Here is a 14,848-nt window from a genome sequence, read left to right as displayed (position 1 = left end):
CGAGGGGCGCTGTTCGTTATCCAGGGGTACACCGGTATGAAGGCGTCGCCAGTCACACCGTTGGCAGCGTCCACAGGTGTTCGCCGTCGGGTTCGTCGAGCCACACTTGCTGTCCACCCGGAGTGACGGTCAGCCCCAGGCGAGGCCAGTCTGGTTCACCTAGTTCGCGCCACTGCTCGTATGCCTGTTCCACAGCGGCCCACAGTGCCGTGATCCCCGCCTCGGCGACCCGGTGGGCACCGTCGACCTCGTCGAGGGTCACTTCGGCCCAGGAACCATCCGGACTGGACAGCGTCGCCGCAGTGGGTTGTCTGGTGTCCGGATCGAGACGCATCCCGTAGGTGACGCCACGTGGTAGAGCGAACTGCGCCAGAAACCAGACAACACGGTGCGACCACCACGGTTGCGCCGGCGTGTTGGTGGTGCGCTCGGCGCGATCGGTGCACCGCGGCCGGTTCTCCGTAACGACGTCTCGCTCGTGCCGCATCGCCATGAACGCCGCCCACCTTTCGGTGAACCGACCTTCGAGCCGCCCCGGTTTCCGGTTCAGGTACACCAGATTGCCTGCGCCGATAGCGAGCTTGAGGTCGACCAACACTCGGCCGTCCTCGACGAGCTGTTCGGCCCACAGCCAAGGAACGGCCGGAACCGAGCACGTCGCGATGATCCGGTCATATGGCGCGTGGTCGGGTAGGCCCTGTTCACCGTCCGCTGCGGCGATCGTCGGATGGCAACCGAACTCGGCGAGCCGCTCGCGGGCCCCGTTCACGAGACCGGCGTCAACATCGACGCTGAACACCTGGTCGTCACCGAGGCGTTGCGTCAGCAACGCGGCGTTATAGCCCGTACCAGTCCCAATCTCCAATACGCGGTGCGTGTCGTCGACGTCGAGTAGTTCGAGCATCCGCACCATGAGATCCGGTTTCGTACTCGACGACACCGCGTACTGACTCCCGTTCCGTTCATCAAGCGCGGTGACCAGGGTTTCCAGCGAGTACACCAGGTCGAGACCTTCCGGCGAGGCCATGTCGATTCCGCGCCACTGTCCGGTCTGGCTGTCCTGCTGGTACGCCTTCGGCACGAGCACATGCCGGGGAACCGAAGCGACGGCACCGTGCCAAGCTTCGGTCCGGAGGTCACCACGCTCCTTGAGCGCGTTGGCGAGCCGGTGGGCTCGGGTGGCCCAATCGACATCTGTCGCTATCACGGTGTCCCTTCCCCGAGTAGTTCGGCGAGTTGGTCAGTCAGTGCCGCCCCTGTCTTGGCTTCAATCCACCCGTACTGACCAGTGGGGTTGACCTCAAGAAATATCCATTCGCCGTCAGGAGTGACCACGAAGTCGAGCGCTCCGTACTTCAGCCCAAGGTTGTCCATCAGCCGGCGAACACCGCTGGCGACCTCGTCGGGCATCTCGGTCAGCTCGTACGACAACGCGTCGTAATCCGTGCGCCAGTCGACATAGCTGCTCGCGCTTCCCGCACGGATGGCTACCGCAGTCATCCTGTCACCGACCACTGTCACGCGAGTCTCAAAGGACTTCGACACCCAGCTTTGGAAACAGTGGGTAGTGACCTCGATACCTCGTAGGTCGGCGAGGTCCTTTTCGTCGACAAGCCGAGTGAACCCGACCTTGCGTTTCCCTTCTTCGTAGATCGACGATGCCCCAAGCAGCTTGGTAATCGTCTTGCCGCGGTCGGTGAACGACCGTACGGTCGACGGCTCGTTCGTAATCACGGTGTCGGGCACGCGGAGCCCCGACCGGGACGCGGTCACGAGCTGAACCGGCTTGTACGCCGCGCCTGCGGCACGGGCAGGATGGTTCACCCACAACGCCGGAAGCGAGGTGAGCACTCCGCCGAGTCCGTATTTCGCTTCCATGAATGCGTGGTGTCGCTCGGCCGCGCTGAGTTCGGCGGGAAGCTGGTACGCCTCCGGGCTGCGGTACCAGACGGCCCGCACCTCGTCGAGGTCGAGCGTGCGGTGTTCCGTGTTCAGCGTTCCGGACCAGCGCCCGCTTCGCAGCTCAGCCGAGAGGCTGAGCTGCGAAGGGAACCAGGCCGTGTTTATCCGACACACATCAATTTCACGTTCTCGCAGTGCACGCACCAAGTGGTCAGCGCTCATGTCGAACTCACGCGTCAGGATCAGAACCGTCATCGGGCAGGGAACGGCTGGTCGGGGGCGAAATCATAGGTCCAGTCCTCTGACCTTCCCTCGTCGCCGTCGTTGTCCGTCACCGAGTTTGCGGTCGCATCGACGATGTCGATCAGCGTGTGGCCGTCCGGGGTGACCGCGGCCTGCTGCTCATGGTCGTACCTGTACTCGGGCAGCGGGTGCACCGCTGCCCTGGGCACCTGCATCGCGCGCAGATTCCATGGTCGCAGCTCTGCGGACGACGGCACACCGTCGACCGAGGGCTGGCTAAACGAACGCGCCAAAGGGAACTGCGCGGAGTGCGAGGCTATCGGGTCCTCGGCGAACTCGACTGGCGCAATGGTCGCTGTCATTCGGGTTCCTTTCCTCATACCGAACACTGGTTGTGGCCGGCAAGTTGGGTCCCGTTCGCTTGCGCCGAGTTATCGTGCACGGCGGAACGGGAGGATTGGTTCGATCGCGTCCCGAGCCGATCAGGGCTGGGGCCTGTGTCGGCTTGCCGCGAGTTCCCCAACGTCATTAGGTGTGCGCACCGGAAGCACCGTGCACGGCGCCATCTACAGCGTTTCCGCAGTTCTACGGCTCACAGGGAAAGCGTGGCGCGATAGACAGACTCCTCAGCACGCTGGAGGAAGAGGGAATGCCTGGTCGGTGAAGCCGCCTAGGCGTGATCAGCATCGCCATTCGTGCGGGAAAAACCAGCGAAGACGGCGCGAACGATGGTGCTTTGTTCCGTATTGCGTGCGTTTCCGCGATCACGATTACGGTCGCTCCCCTGGTGTGCTCGCTGGCGAGTGGGCCAAGCTATCCGTGCAGGCATCACACTGCGTTCGACGTTAGGTGCACCCAAAGCGATGAACCGGGAGAGTTTCTCTGGGGCTGTCGCGGCCAGCGATGGGAAGGTGCGGCCCATGCGAGGAATGATCGACGGCATGACGATCGGGGAACGGATCGCGTTCTACCGGCGACGGCGGGGCCTGACCCAATCGATTCTCAGCGGTCTAGTGGGGCGCACCGAGGACTGGCTGCGCAAAGTCGAGCGCGACGTGCTGCCGCTCGACCGGCTGTCGGTGTTGCGCCGCTTGGCGTTCGCACTGGACATTAATCTTGGCGATCTGATCAGCGAGCCCGTCCTGATGGACTGGTCGGAAGAGCCGGGCCGCCGCACCCTCCCCGCTCTTCGGGTGGCGCTCATGGACCACCGGCAGTTTCTCTCACAGCCCTGCACCGACGAGCCGGTCCGGCTGGCTTCCCTGGCCCGCGACATCGCCGAGCAGTGGAGCGACTACCAGAATTCCCGCTATACCCGGCTCACCCAGCGTCTCCCCCTGCTCATCACCGATGCCCAAGCCGCCTGTCAGCAGTACGGAGCCGGCAGCGACGACGGTCTGCGGGCGCACGAGTTGGCGGCCAGCGCGCACCACTTGGCCACCGCGTTGCTCACCAAACTCGGCGAGGCAGAGCTCGCGGCGATCGCTGCCGCCAAGGGGCTGACCGCAGCCAACACCAGCGGCAGCCCGCTGATGATCGGTTCGCTGTACCGGTCGGTTGCCCACGCCCTGCTGTCCATCGGCGACTTCAAACAGTCCGCTGCGCTCACCCGCGCTGCAGCCGACTACCTGCAATCCGACCTGGGCACCGCATCACCGGAATACCTCTCCGTGTATGGGATGCTGCATTTGGTTGGCGCGGTCGCCTCATCCCGAATGGAGGACCGCACCGACACGAACACATTCCTCGCCGAAGCCGACCACACAGCCACCCGGCTCGGCCAGGACGCGAACTACCTCTGGACCGCGTTCGGCCCCACCAACGTCGCCATCCACCGGGTCGCGGCCGCGATGGAACTTGGCGACATCCAAGTCGCCGTCGACCTTGGCTCCCGCCTGGACACCGATGCCCTGCCCACCGAACGCCGTGTCCGCCACGCCATCGAAACAGCGCGCGCCTATGTCCGGTGGAACAAGATCGACGATGCGCTAGCACTGCTGCTCAGCGCCGAACAGTACGCTCCCGAACAGGTCCGCTACCACCGGTTGTCGCGCATCCTGGTTCATGAGGTGATTCGGCTTCCCCGCCCGACGCCCCACGCCGTCCAACTCGCCTACCGGATGGGCGTGCACGGCACCGACCCACAGCAACCGTAACCTCCCGGCATGTCGACGACCGCTGTTCCGCACGCCGTTCGCGCCGATGTCGAGACTCTGTGGGCCTACCACGACATGCACCACGAACTGCGCCGGGTCGATGTCTGCATCGGCTTGGGCAGCCACGATCTCGGTGTGGCCACCTACGCCGCTGAGCTGTACCACCAGGGCCTGTTCGGTCGGATCGTGTTCACCGGTGCGAACGCGCCCACCACGATCGAGAGGTTCCCGCGCGGGGAGGCCGTGCATTACCGCGAGCACGCGAACAGCCTCGGTGTGCCGACCGAGTCGATCACAGTGGAGACCGAGGCAACCAACACCCACCAGAACCTTGCCTACAGCCGCGCGGTCTTGACCGCCGCTGGGATCGCGCCGACATCGATCCTGCTGATCTCGCGGCCCTACCAGCAGCGACGGGCGTATGCGACGTGTCGGAAAGTCTGGCCGGAGGTCAACGTGCTGTGCAGTTCCCAGCCGTTGCCGCTGGACGAGTATGTCGACAGCATCGGCGACGTCAACCGCGTGATCAACATGCTGGTGGGCGACACCCAACGGATCACCGAGTACGCCAAACGCGGCTTCGCCATCGAACAGGAGATGCCCGCCGATGTGCAGGCCGCATACGACCGGCTGGTCGATGTCGGCTACACCAGCCGCCTAATCTAAACGCCGTCGCCGCTGGGTGCGCCGCAGTAAGCCTTCCCACTCATCGATCACGGTGCGAAATTGGACCGGCGGGTCGGCTGTGCGTCCTAGCGGTGGTTTACGGCCCGCGCCCCACCGAGGTACTACCCGACATCCCAGCCATACGCCGGTCGACCGTGTCTCGATCGGCCATGGCGCACTCTGCACCGCCTGCCTGCTCCGGTCCTTATCGGACTCGGCCCGACCAGCTCCGAGCGAACCGACGTGTGCGTGACGACGTCCGGCCGCACCGACCGGGGGCGACCGGCGAAGGCGCTAACGCAGGAAACCCTGATGCAGCGCGCGAAGGACGGCGTTGGTCCGATCGCGGGCACCGAGTTTGACCAGGATGGTCGACACATGGTTCTTCACGGTGCCGCCAGCGAGATACAGGGCCTCGGCGATCTCCCGATTGCTGTAACCCTCGGCGACCAACCGCAGCACCTCGCGCTCGCGTTCGGTGAGTTCCTGCATCGGCCGGGCATCGAAACCCGGTGGCGGCGGGCCGGATCGGATCGCTCGGAGCATCCGATCGGTGATGGACGGCGCGATGAGCGTGCCGCCGTCGGCCAGGGTGCGCACGGCCCTGGTGAGCTGTTCGACCGTCACATCTTTGAGCAGGTAGCCGCGTGCGCCTGCCCGCAGAGCGTCCAGCACGAGGGTGTCGTCATCGAAGGTGGTGAGCACGAGCACCGGGATCTCGACCCCGCGCTCCGCCAGCGCCCGCAACGTCCAGATGCCGTCGTAGCGGGGCATCCGCAGGTCGAGCAGGATCACCTCCGGGTCCGTCGCGGCGACGATCTCCAGCGCGGCCCGACCGTCGTCGGCCTCCCCGACCACGTCGATGTCGGCGATGTCCAGCAGGGTGCGGATGCCGTGCCGCACGAGCGTCTGGTCGTCGACCACCACGACGCGGGTCATGTCGGCAACCATCCCGTCACCTTGAAGCCGTCGTCGCCGTCGTAGACCACGTCCCCGCCGAAGGCACGGAAGCGTTCGGTGAGCCCGCGCAGCCCGTTGCCCGCGACCGGATCGCGGTTGCCCCGGCCGTCGTCCACCGCGGTCAGCACCGCCCTGCCCGCATCGACGGAGACCTCGATCCACAGCTCCCGGGCGTCGGCGTGCCGGATGGTGTTGGTGATGATCTCCTGCACCGCCCGCACCAACGCGGTCGTCTGCGCCTCATCGAGCCGAATCCCGGGATCGACGTCGATCGACACCTCCAGGCCCGGCAGGTCGCGTCCGATCGCGCGCAGGATCTCGGTGAGATCCGCCGGTTCGGTCCGCATCCCGCCCACCGTGGCTCGGACATCGGCCAACAGGTCGCGGGCCACCCGGTCCGCCCTGGTGACGTGTTCACGGACTCGCTCGCCCTCGCGGTGTCGGGCCGCCTCCAACTCCAAGGTGAGGACGGTCAGCTGGTGGCCGATGAGGTCGTGCAGTTCGCGGGAGATCCGAAGTCGCTCGGCGGTGCGGGCCGATTCCGACAGGAGGGCGGAGGCGGCCCGCAGATCGATGTGCACCTGCGTCAGCTCCTGACGCATCCGCTGCTCGCGAACGAGCGTCACCGAGCTCAACAAGGTCGCCAGCTGGATGAGCAGGTAGAACCCGAGAACGATCACCGTCTCGGTCAGGTCGTTGTGCTCCACCCTGGTCAGCAACAGCGTGAGCACCCCGGTGTTGAGCCCGACGAGGATCAAGCCGGTGCGCAATGCAACGACATAGACGCTCACCGCCGAGTTGACCACCAACAGGATCGGCATCAGGCCCATGTCGGGCGTGCTCAACACGACCGCCCACGAGGACAGGACCGACACGGCCAGCATCGCCTTGCGGAATCTCGGCGCGCCCTCGCCGACGGAGAACAGCAGACTCCCGACGAACACCACGAACAGCACCGACCACCAACCTCGGCCGATGTCGGGCTGCGTCATGCCCAGCAACACCGGTCCGCCCACGGCCACCGCCACGACGATCATCGCCAGCCCAGCCCACTGGTCCGTGCTCACCCGCCGCATCACGTCACTGTAGAAGGCGGGCCGGATCCTCACCCGTGCCGAAAGTCATGGGTGCATCTGCTGACCATCGGCACAGGTGCGGCGGGGTCCCACGCGCCTAGCGTCCTACGGCATGACAGCTCCGACGCTGGCGATCGACGCCAAGTCCCTGCACAAACGCTACGGCGCCAAGACTGCCGTGGAAGACGTGAGCCTGGCGGTCCACCCCGGCGAGGTACTCGGCGTCCTGGGCACCAACGGCGCGGGCAAGACCACCACGGTCGAGATGATCGCCGGATTACGCAGGCCGGATCGCGGCAGCGTCAAGATCCTGGGTTTGGACCCGCAGCAGGACCGCACGAAGGTGCGTCAGCTGCTCGGCGTCCAGCTACAGCAGGCCGTACTGCACAGTGCGTTGACAGTCGACGAACTCATCGGCCTGTACCGCACCTTCTACCCGAGCCCCCGGCCCGCCGAGGAACTGCTGGAACTCGTCGGCCTGCGTGAACAGCGCCGCGTTCGCTTCGAGAAGCTCTCGGGCGGCCAACAACAGCGGCTGTCCATCGCGCTGGCGCTGGCGGGCCGACCCCGCGTGGTGATCCTCGACGAACTCACCACCGGTCTCGACCCTCGCGCCAGGCGGCAGATGTGGAAGACCATCGAGCGGCTGGTGGAGGAGAACGTCACCATCCTGCTGGTCAGCCACGCCATGGAGGAGGTCGAACGCCTCTGCGATCGCATCGCGCTCATCGACGCGGGCCGCGTCATCGCACTCGACACCCCGGCCGGGCTCGTCGCCCGATCCGGGGCCAAGAACCTGGATGAGGCCTTCGTCGCGCTCACCGGGAAGGAACTGGAGGACGCGGAATGAGCACTGCGATCGAGAACCATCGGCCCGGTGTGGCGGCGTGGGTCACGCTGATCCGCTGCGAGGCCAAGATGGTCATCCGTGACACCGCAGGCCTGATCGTCCCGATCGGGCTTCCGCTGTTGATCCTGGTGATGAGCGCGTCCTCGGCCAGCGATGAGATCGTGGCCAACGGACGCACCGCCCTGGATCTGTTCGTCCTCCCGCTCGCGCTGACCATGGTGGTGGCCACGGTCGGGATCATCAACATGCCCAGTTTCCTGTCGTATTACCGCCGAACGGGGATTCTGCGCAGACTCTCGGTCACGCCCGCATCGCCGACCATGGTGCTCGTCGCCCAGGTCGTCGTGAGCGTCATCCAGACCACGATCGGACTCGGCGCAGCCATCGCCGTCGCATTCCTCGGTTTCGGGGCCAATCCGCCGGTGCACCTCGGCACGGCGTTGGGCGTCTATGTCCTGGTCATGGCGGCGATGTATGCCCTGGGCATGCTGGTCGCGGCGGTCGCCCCGACGCCGAATTCGGCGGTCGCGATCGGTCTGGTCATGTTCTTCGCCCTCGGCGCGCTCGGCGGGATGTTCGGCGGACCGGACGCACTCCCCGATGCGCTGGCGACCATTGGCGACTGGCTTCCCTTCGGCGCCTCGGTCGATGCCCTGGCCGCAGCGTGGGGAGGCGAGCCGGTCGCGGTGCAATCCCTGATCTCGCTCGGTGTGACGACCGTGCTCGGCGTCGGCGTCGCCGCCGCGCTCTTCCGCTGGGAATAGCGGCATGTGTTCAGCGGCCCGCAGCATTCGGCTGCGGGCCGCCGCCCGGTACTCAGGTCGTGACGGCGAAGGCGCGTTCGCTGGAGGTCCAGGCGGCACCGATGACTCCGGCCAGGTCGCCCAATTCGGACAACACGATCGGCAGATTGCCGGTCGCCAGGGGCATCGAGCGGCGATACACGGAGCTGCGTACCTCGGCGAGGAGTTGATGTCCGAGCCGCGCGACGCCGCCACCGATCACCACCATGCCGGGATTGATGAAGCTGACCAGCGAGGCCACGACCTGGCCGAGTCGGCGGCCGCCCTCGCGCACCAGGTTGACCGCCGCGACATCGCCCGCGCCCGCCGCCAGTGCCACATCCCGCGCCGACAACTCGCCGCGCTGGGTCAGGGCCTCGGCGAGGAACTCCGATCGGGCGCTCCGAGCAAGCGTGACCGCGTCTCTGGCCAGCGCGGCGCCACCGAAATAGGCCTCCAGGCAACCGACCTCGCCGCAGGCGCAGGCCGGGCCGTAGTCGTCGAGCCGGATGTGTCCGATGTCGCCCGCCGTGCCCGCGACACCGCGATACACCCGGCCGCCCAACAGGATTCCGCAACCGATGCCGGTGCCGACCTTGACGAAGATCAGGTCGTCCAGCGAACGCGCCACCCCGGCATGCCGCTCGCCGAGGGCCATCGCGTTCACGTCGTTGTCGACGGTGACCGGGCAACCCCACTGGCCCGCCAAGCGATCCCGCACCGGGAAGCGGTCCCAGCCGGGCATGATCGGCGGTGCCACCGGCATGCCCTCCCGGAAGCTCACCGGTCCCGGCAGGCCGACCCCGGCGGCCAGCAGTCGTCCCGGCGCCTTGGCCAGCACCAGCGTCGCCAAGGCGACCACCCGGTCCAGGACCGCAGCCGGGCCCGCCCGGACCTCGCATTCCTCGACGAGGTGCTCGATCACCTCGCAGTAGGCGTCGGTGACGGCCACACCGACCGAGGTCGCGCCGATGTCGACGGCCAACAGCCGAAGCGAACTCGACAGGCCCACCAAGGTGGATCGTCGACCGCCACGGCTGGCGGCCGGACCACCCGACTCGACGAGGCCGAGCTCGACCAGACGGTTGACCTCGGCGGCCAACCGCGCCCTCGGCAGGCCGAGACGCTCGCCCAGTTCGACCCGCGACATCGGACCCTCGTCTCGCATCAGGGTCAGCAATCGCGACTGGTCGAGCGTCTCCACCCGAGGTGGCTTGTCACCCAGCGGCGACCTCGCCGGTGGACTGAATCGATCCATGTACTGTCCGTCGCGCCTGCGCGTGTGCTTCCCACACGGCCGAACCCGACTCCTCCTCCACTTCGAAGCGTACGGATTCCACCGGCCACACAGGCGGGTGCTCCCCACCTGTCAACGCCCACGCCGCCTGCCTGGCGGCGCCCAGGGCCACGTACTCGCCGGGCTCCGGGACCTCCACCGGCACTCCGAACAGCGCGGGAGCCACCGCCTGCACGGCGGCGGATCGGGACGCGCCACCCACCAACAGCACCCGACGGACGGCGACTCCCAGTTCCCGCAACGCCACCAGGCCCTCGGCGAGTCCGCACAGCATTCCCTCGACGGCCGCCCTGGCCAGGTTCTCCGGGGTCATGTTGTGTCGGGTGAGACCGGTCAGGGTGCCCGTCGCGTCGGGCAGGTTCGGGGTGCGCTCGCCGTCGAGGTACGGCAGCAGGGTCAGTCCGCCCGCGCCGGGCTGGGCCCGCAGCGCGAGAGCGTCCAAGCCTGCGAGGTCGGTGTCCAGCATCGAGGCCGCCGCCGTTAACACCCGCGCCGCGTTGAGGGTGCAGACCAGTGGCAGGAAGCGGCCGGTGGCATCGCAGAAGCCCGCCACGATGCCGCTCGGATCCTGGGTCGCCTCCTCGGTGACCGCGAAGACGGTTCCCGAGGTGCCCAGGGAGATCACCACGTCGCCCGGGCCCGCAGCGAGTCCCAGCCCGGCCGCCATGTTGTCGCCGGTGCCCGCCCCGAGGACGGCGCCGCCCGGCCCACGACCTGCGGTGCCGGTCGGGCCCAACACCGTGGGCAACCGGGGATTCCGGCCCCCGAAGGCCTCGCCAAGCAGGTCGGGGAGCCAGCGGCCCTCACGGCCGGAGAAGTAACCGGTGCCGGAGGCGTCGCCCCGATCGGTGAACGCCTCGGCCTTGCCGCCACCCGCCAACTTCCAGGTCAACCAGTCATGGGGCAGCAGAACGGAGTCGACTCGGTCGGCGTTCTCGGGTTCGTTGGCGGCCAACCATGCCAGCTTGGTGACGGTGAAGCTCGCCACCGGCACCAGGCCGGTCCGCTGCGCCCAGGCGTCCGCCCCGATGGCATCGACCAGTTCGGCGGCCTGTCCGGCCGACCGGGTGTCGTTCCACAGCAGGGCGGGCCGCACCGGTTCGCCCGCCGCGTCCACGGTCACCATGCCGTGCTGCTGGCCCGCCACCGAGATGGCCGCGACCGGTTCGTCGAGTTGGTCGGTCACCTCGGCCATCGCCTGGTTGCAGGCGGTCCACCAGTGTTGGGGGTCCACCTCGCTCCCATCGGGATGCGCGGCACGGGCGTCGGCGAGAATCCGACCGCTGTCCGCGTCCACGGCCAAGACCTTCGTCGACTGGGTCGAGCTATCGATTCCGAGCACCACGGTCATGGGTCGAGATTCAACCGCACGAGAGCCGTGACGAACAGGGACCGGTGGCTTCCGCTTCGGCCCGTATCGGCATCAATCAGGCGCCGGGGTAGCGGTTAGCAGCTTCAGCGCGGTGTCCAGGCTCCGCAGGTCGATGTCGAAGCCCTCGACGTCGTCGCGGTGCAGCAACGACATGGTCAGTCCCTCGACCACGGTGCGGACCATCTGGGCGGCGCCTACCAGGTCGTGCCCGGTCGGGATCTGGCCGAGCCGTTGTGCCTCGGTAAGCAGCCCCAGGATGTCGTGCTGCGAAATCGCATCGTCGTGCGCGATCATCTCGGCGATCTCGGGTCGACGGCCGAACCGCTCGCCGAAGGCGATGATGAACCGCCATTCCGTTCGGCGGGTGCGGTCCGTCGGCAGCACGGCGATCACCGTGGCCCGCAAGATCTGCAACAACGGTTCCTGCAACGACTGTGTCACGGCGTCGGTGATCCTTTGGGCCATCGCGGCGATGCACTCGCGGTAGGTGAAGAGCAGCAGTGCGTCCTTGTTGGTGAAGCGACGCTGCACCATGCCCAGGGAGACCTCGGCCTCGGCGGCGACCGCCCGCATCGATACCGCGTCGATACCGCCGTCGGCGACCAGCCGCAACAGCGCGGCACCGATCTCACGACGCTGATCTCCTTGGCCAGTGGTGCTCGTCACCTCGGTCGACGCCCTTTCCGCCATGTATGCGATACGAGCGTATCGGCCACGCGATACGCTCGTATCGATCGTACGTGTCCCAAGAGAAGAAGGGCGATCGTCGATATGTCCGGCTCCCGACCATTCCGGCTTCGGCCACCCCGCAATCGACCCGATCGCCGAGCCATCGGCTGGTGGTTGCTCCAAGCGATCGTGATCGCGCTGCCCCCGATCGCGGTCCTCGCCCTGCTCGCCTGGTTGATCAGCCCCGCCCGGTTCTGGTTGGCCATGCCCGCCGTCGTGCTCGGCGTGCTCGCCGCCTGCTACGCCGCCGTGATGCCGGGCTGGCGCTACCGGGTGCACCGCTGGGAGACCACCGACATCGCCGTGTACACCCGCAGCGGTTGGTTCTGGCAGCAGTCCCGGATCGCCCCGCTGGCCAGGATCCAGACCGTCGACACCGTGCGCGGGCCGCTGGAGCGGATGTTCGGTCTGGCCACCGTGACCGTCACGACCGCCTCTGCGAAGGGCGCGTTACGCATCGAGGGCCTGGATCACGAACTGGCCGAGGAGATCGCCCAGCGGCTCACCGAACAGACCCAATCGACCGCAGCGACCGCAGGTGACGCGACATGACCGAGCAACCCGCGACCACCAACCCGACCGGACCCGCCGACCCGCATCCCGCGACCGACGCCACCACCGAGGAGTTCGCCGACTGGCGGCGGCTGCACCCGCTCACCCCCGCCGTCGCGGGCACCTACCTGCTCGGCCTCGCCGTGCTGACCGCCGCCATCCTGATCTACCGATCGGTGCCCGGTTGGATCATCTGGTTAAGTGTCCTGCCGCTGCCTATCCTGGTCACGCTCTATGAATGGCTCCGGCTGCGCACCACCCGATTCCGGGTGGCAGGGGGCCGTTTCGAACTGCACACGGGCGTGCTGTTCCGCAGCAGACGCAGTGTCGCGCTCGACCGGATCCGCAACGTCGACGCCACCGCCGAGCCGGTCGGCAGGATGTACGGACTCACCGGACTGCGCATCGGCACCGGGGAGAACGCAAGCGACAGCGAGGCATTGGCGTTGTCGCCGCTGGGTCGAGCGGAGGCCGAACGACTCCGCGCCAGCCTGCTGCCCCGGCGGGCCGAGGCGACCGATTCACCGGAGATCGCCTCGTGGACGCCGAGTTGGATCCGGTTCGCCCCGTTCTCCTTCACCACCCCGCTACTCGGCCTCGCCGCCTTCGGCGCCGTCTATGAGGGACTCGACATCCTGGGCGTCGACATGGACCGGCAGGTGATACCCGACCTGGTCGGTCGGCTGGCCGACTTCCCACTGCCGCTGGTCATCGGCGCGTTGCTGCTGGCCCTGCTCGTCATCGGGACACTGGGCAGTGTCCTGGTCTACGCCGAGACCTGGTGGCGACACCGACTCACCGAGGACAGCGAGGCCCTGCACGTCCGGCGCGGCCTGCTGACCACCCGCAACATCACTTTGGAACGCAAGAGGGTGCTGGGCGTCGAGGTCCGCGAACCGCTGTCGCTGCGGTGGGCCAAAGGCGCCTCGGTGGAGGCCGTCGCCACCGGGTTGGGCAGCCCGGAGGACGAACAGAACTCCGCCAGGGGAACCCTGCTGCCGCCGACCGGAAACGGGCTGGCCTGGCCGGTAGCCGCCCGAGTACTGCGGCGCAGCGCGTTCCCGATCGACGCAGCGGAGCTGTCGCCCCACCCTCGGATCGCCCGGCGCCGCCGACTCGGCTGGGCGGTGGGTTGGGTCGCGGCGCCCACCGCGCTCCTGGTGGGCCTCGGTCTGCTGCTTACCGACGTGCTGATCCATATCGGCTGGTTGTTCGCCGTCGTCGCGCTGCCCATCGCGGTGCTCTTGGCGCTGGACGCCTACCGCAACCTGGGACACGGCCTGGACCCGGAGTTCCTGGTCTCACGGAAGGGTTCGGCGAGCCGCCACACCACCGTGCTGCGCCGGACGGACATCATCGGCTGGACGATCCGCCGATCGCCGTTCCAGCGTCGACATGGTCTGATCACCCTGTCGGCCACCATCGCGGGCGGTACCGGCGCCTATCGGATTCCCGACGCCGATCAGGATGAGGGCGTCGAACTCGCCGATCACGCCTTGCCAGATCTGGTGGCGCCGTTCCTCGTCGACACGAAACGGGACTAGCCGGGCGCCGCGGGCAGGCGGCAGCGCCTCGGCACTGCGGATCGCCTGCCCCGGGCGCCTGCAGGCAGCCGAGGTGCCGCGCGGGCGAACCCGCGCGCCATCTACTTGGCTTGCTCGTTCTTCTCCTGCTGCAACCGTTCGCCCAACTCGTCGACGACGAGGGACTCGGCGTGGATCGCGCCGGACCGATACGCGGCCCGACCCGCCATCTGCGCCAGCACCGGGGCGGTGATCATCTGGAAGAGCCCGACCAGGATCAGACCCGACGCGTAGACGAAGTCCAGCTGGATCGCCGTGCCGATCAACAGCAACAACAGGCCGAGCGTCTGTGGCTTGGTGGCCGCCTGCAGCCGCGAGGTCACGTCGGGGAACCAGAGCACGCCCAGAGCGCCCAGCACGCAGAACACGGCGCCTCCGATGAGGCAGACCGACGATACGATGTCCGCGATGCTCATCGGTGCGTCCCCTTCCGCTCCACCAGCCGGACGACCGTCATCGAGCCGATGAACCCGAGCAGGGCCACCGCCACCAACAGCGCGACATTGGACCCGTCACCCTGGCCCGCCATGTTCACGGCGGTGCCGCCGACGATGAGGATGACCAGGACGTCGACGGCCACGATCCGGTCCAGGGTTGTCGGTCCACGCACCAGCCGGACCATGATGATCAACCCCGCGACGCAGATCAGCGCCAGGGTGATCGCGAAAACGATCTCCATC

The 14,848-nt window shown here is 67.6% G+C and carries 16 protein-coding genes; 6 read left to right on the top strand and 10 right to left on the bottom strand.

All coding sequences use genetic code 11. The features are described 5' to 3' along the window. Positions 1-52: 52 nt before the first annotated feature. The 3 genes from BKA25_RS03320 to tgmA are packed head-to-tail and all read right to left on the bottom strand — an operon-like array spanning position 53 to position 2,507. Positions 53-1,207 (bottom strand): methyltransferase domain-containing protein, encoded by a 1,155-nt coding sequence (locus BKA25_RS03320; RefSeq protein WP_069852224.1) that lies wholly within the window; start codon positions 1,205-1,207, stop codon positions 53-55. Beyond that, positions 1,204-2,157 (bottom strand): ATP-grasp ribosomal peptide maturase, encoded by a 954-nt coding sequence (tgmB, locus tag BKA25_RS03315; protein WP_069852225.1) that lies wholly within the window; start codon positions 2,155-2,157, stop codon positions 1,204-1,206. Before tgmB ends, BKA25_RS03320 begins: the two co-directional genes overlap by 4 nt. Continuing rightward, on the bottom strand, positions 2,154-2,507 hold the full coding sequence (gene tgmA / locus BKA25_RS03310; protein WP_069852227.1) for a putative ATP-grasp-modified RiPP: 354 nt from the start codon (positions 2,505-2,507) through the stop codon (positions 2,154-2,156). Before tgmA ends, tgmB begins: the two co-directional genes overlap by 4 nt. Before the next feature lie 333 nt (positions 2,508-2,840). On the opposite strand from tgmA, the gene BKA25_RS03305 reads away from it, so the two are divergent. Beyond that, complete coding sequence (locus BKA25_RS03305; RefSeq protein WP_236750387.1) at positions 2,841-4,301, top strand: helix-turn-helix domain-containing protein; 1,461 nt, start codon at positions 2,841-2,843, stop codon at positions 4,299-4,301. A gap of 9 nt (positions 4,302-4,310) precedes the next feature. Then, positions 4,311-4,967, top strand: a complete 657-nt coding sequence (locus BKA25_RS03300) for a YdcF family protein (RefSeq protein WP_069852229.1) — start codon at positions 4,311-4,313, stop codon at positions 4,965-4,967. A gap of 294 nt (positions 4,968-5,261) precedes the next feature. Here BKA25_RS03300 and BKA25_RS03295 read toward each other — a convergent pair whose 3' ends face one another. After that, positions 5,262-5,918 carry a response regulator gene (locus BKA25_RS03295; RefSeq protein WP_311734450.1) on the bottom strand — a complete coding sequence of 219 codons (657 nt, stop codon included), beginning with the start codon at positions 5,916-5,918 and terminating at the stop codon, positions 5,262-5,264. After that, positions 5,903-7,003, bottom strand: a complete 1,101-nt coding sequence (locus BKA25_RS03290) for a sensor histidine kinase (protein ID WP_216637762.1) — start codon at positions 7,001-7,003, stop codon at positions 5,903-5,905. The genes BKA25_RS03295 and BKA25_RS03290 overlap by 16 nt, the downstream gene beginning before the upstream one ends. Positions 7,004-7,115: 112 nt before the next feature. Here BKA25_RS03290 and BKA25_RS03285 point away from each other — a divergent pair, with 112 nt between their 5' ends. Both BKA25_RS03285 and BKA25_RS03280 read left to right on the top strand, forming a co-directional pair. Next, complete coding sequence (locus BKA25_RS03285; RefSeq protein WP_069852232.1) at positions 7,116-7,853, top strand: ABC transporter ATP-binding protein; 738 nt, start codon at positions 7,116-7,118, stop codon at positions 7,851-7,853. Continuing rightward, positions 7,850-8,617 carry an ABC transporter permease gene (locus BKA25_RS03280; RefSeq protein WP_069852234.1) on the top strand — a complete coding sequence of 256 codons (768 nt, stop codon included), beginning with the start codon at positions 7,850-7,852 and terminating at the stop codon, positions 8,615-8,617. Before BKA25_RS03285 ends, BKA25_RS03280 begins: the two co-directional genes overlap by 4 nt. 52 nt (positions 8,618-8,669) lie before the next feature. On the opposite strand, the gene BKA25_RS03275 is transcribed toward BKA25_RS03280, so the two are convergent. The 3 genes from BKA25_RS03275 to BKA25_RS03265 form a co-directional block, all read right to left on the bottom strand. Next, positions 8,670-9,893 (bottom strand): ROK family transcriptional regulator, encoded by a 1,224-nt coding sequence (locus BKA25_RS03275; protein WP_069852236.1) that lies wholly within the window; start codon positions 9,891-9,893, stop codon positions 8,670-8,672. Further along, positions 9,853-11,283 (bottom strand): xylulokinase, encoded by a 1,431-nt coding sequence (gene xylB, locus BKA25_RS03270; protein ID WP_069852238.1) that lies wholly within the window; start codon positions 11,281-11,283, stop codon positions 9,853-9,855. Before xylB ends, BKA25_RS03275 begins: the two co-directional genes overlap by 41 nt. A 72-nt stretch (positions 11,284-11,355) precedes the next feature. Beyond that, positions 11,356-11,970, bottom strand: coding sequence for a TetR/AcrR family transcriptional regulator (locus BKA25_RS03265; protein ID WP_172803864.1), 615 nt, complete (start codon positions 11,968-11,970; stop codon positions 11,356-11,358). 105 nt (positions 11,971-12,075) lie between these two features. Between BKA25_RS03265 and BKA25_RS03260 the strand changes: the two genes are divergently transcribed. After that, entirely contained in the window at positions 12,076-12,585 is a 510-nt protein-coding gene (locus tag BKA25_RS03260; protein WP_069852241.1) for a PH domain-containing protein, read from the top strand. After that, the gene (locus BKA25_RS03255) at positions 12,582-14,129 is read left to right on the top strand and encodes a PH domain-containing protein (protein WP_084643390.1); all 1,548 of its coding nucleotides are present in this window, start codon (positions 12,582-12,584) and stop codon (positions 14,127-14,129) included. Before BKA25_RS03260 ends, BKA25_RS03255 begins: the two co-directional genes overlap by 4 nt. Before the next feature lie 101 nt (positions 14,130-14,230). Here BKA25_RS03255 and mnhG read toward each other — a convergent pair whose 3' ends face one another. Both mnhG and BKA25_RS03245 read right to left on the bottom strand, forming a co-directional pair. Next, positions 14,231-14,584 carry a monovalent cation/H(+) antiporter subunit G gene (mnhG, locus tag BKA25_RS03250; RefSeq protein WP_069852243.1) on the bottom strand — a complete coding sequence of 118 codons (354 nt, stop codon included), beginning with the start codon at positions 14,582-14,584 and terminating at the stop codon, positions 14,231-14,233. After that, positions 14,581-14,847 carry an MrpF/PhaF family protein gene (locus BKA25_RS03245; RefSeq protein ID WP_069852245.1) on the bottom strand — a complete coding sequence of 89 codons (267 nt, stop codon included), beginning with the start codon at positions 14,845-14,847 and terminating at the stop codon, positions 14,581-14,583. The genes mnhG and BKA25_RS03245 overlap by 4 nt, the downstream gene beginning before the upstream one ends. Position 14,848 lies beyond the last annotated feature (1 nt).

It is taken from the genome of Actinoalloteichus hymeniacidonis (assembly GCF_014203365.1).
Lineage (GTDB): Bacteria > Actinomycetota > Actinomycetes > Mycobacteriales > Pseudonocardiaceae > Actinoalloteichus_A > Actinoalloteichus_A hymeniacidonis.
Note: the sequence above shows the minus strand (reverse complement) of the source record. Positions and strands in the feature narration are given on the sequence as shown.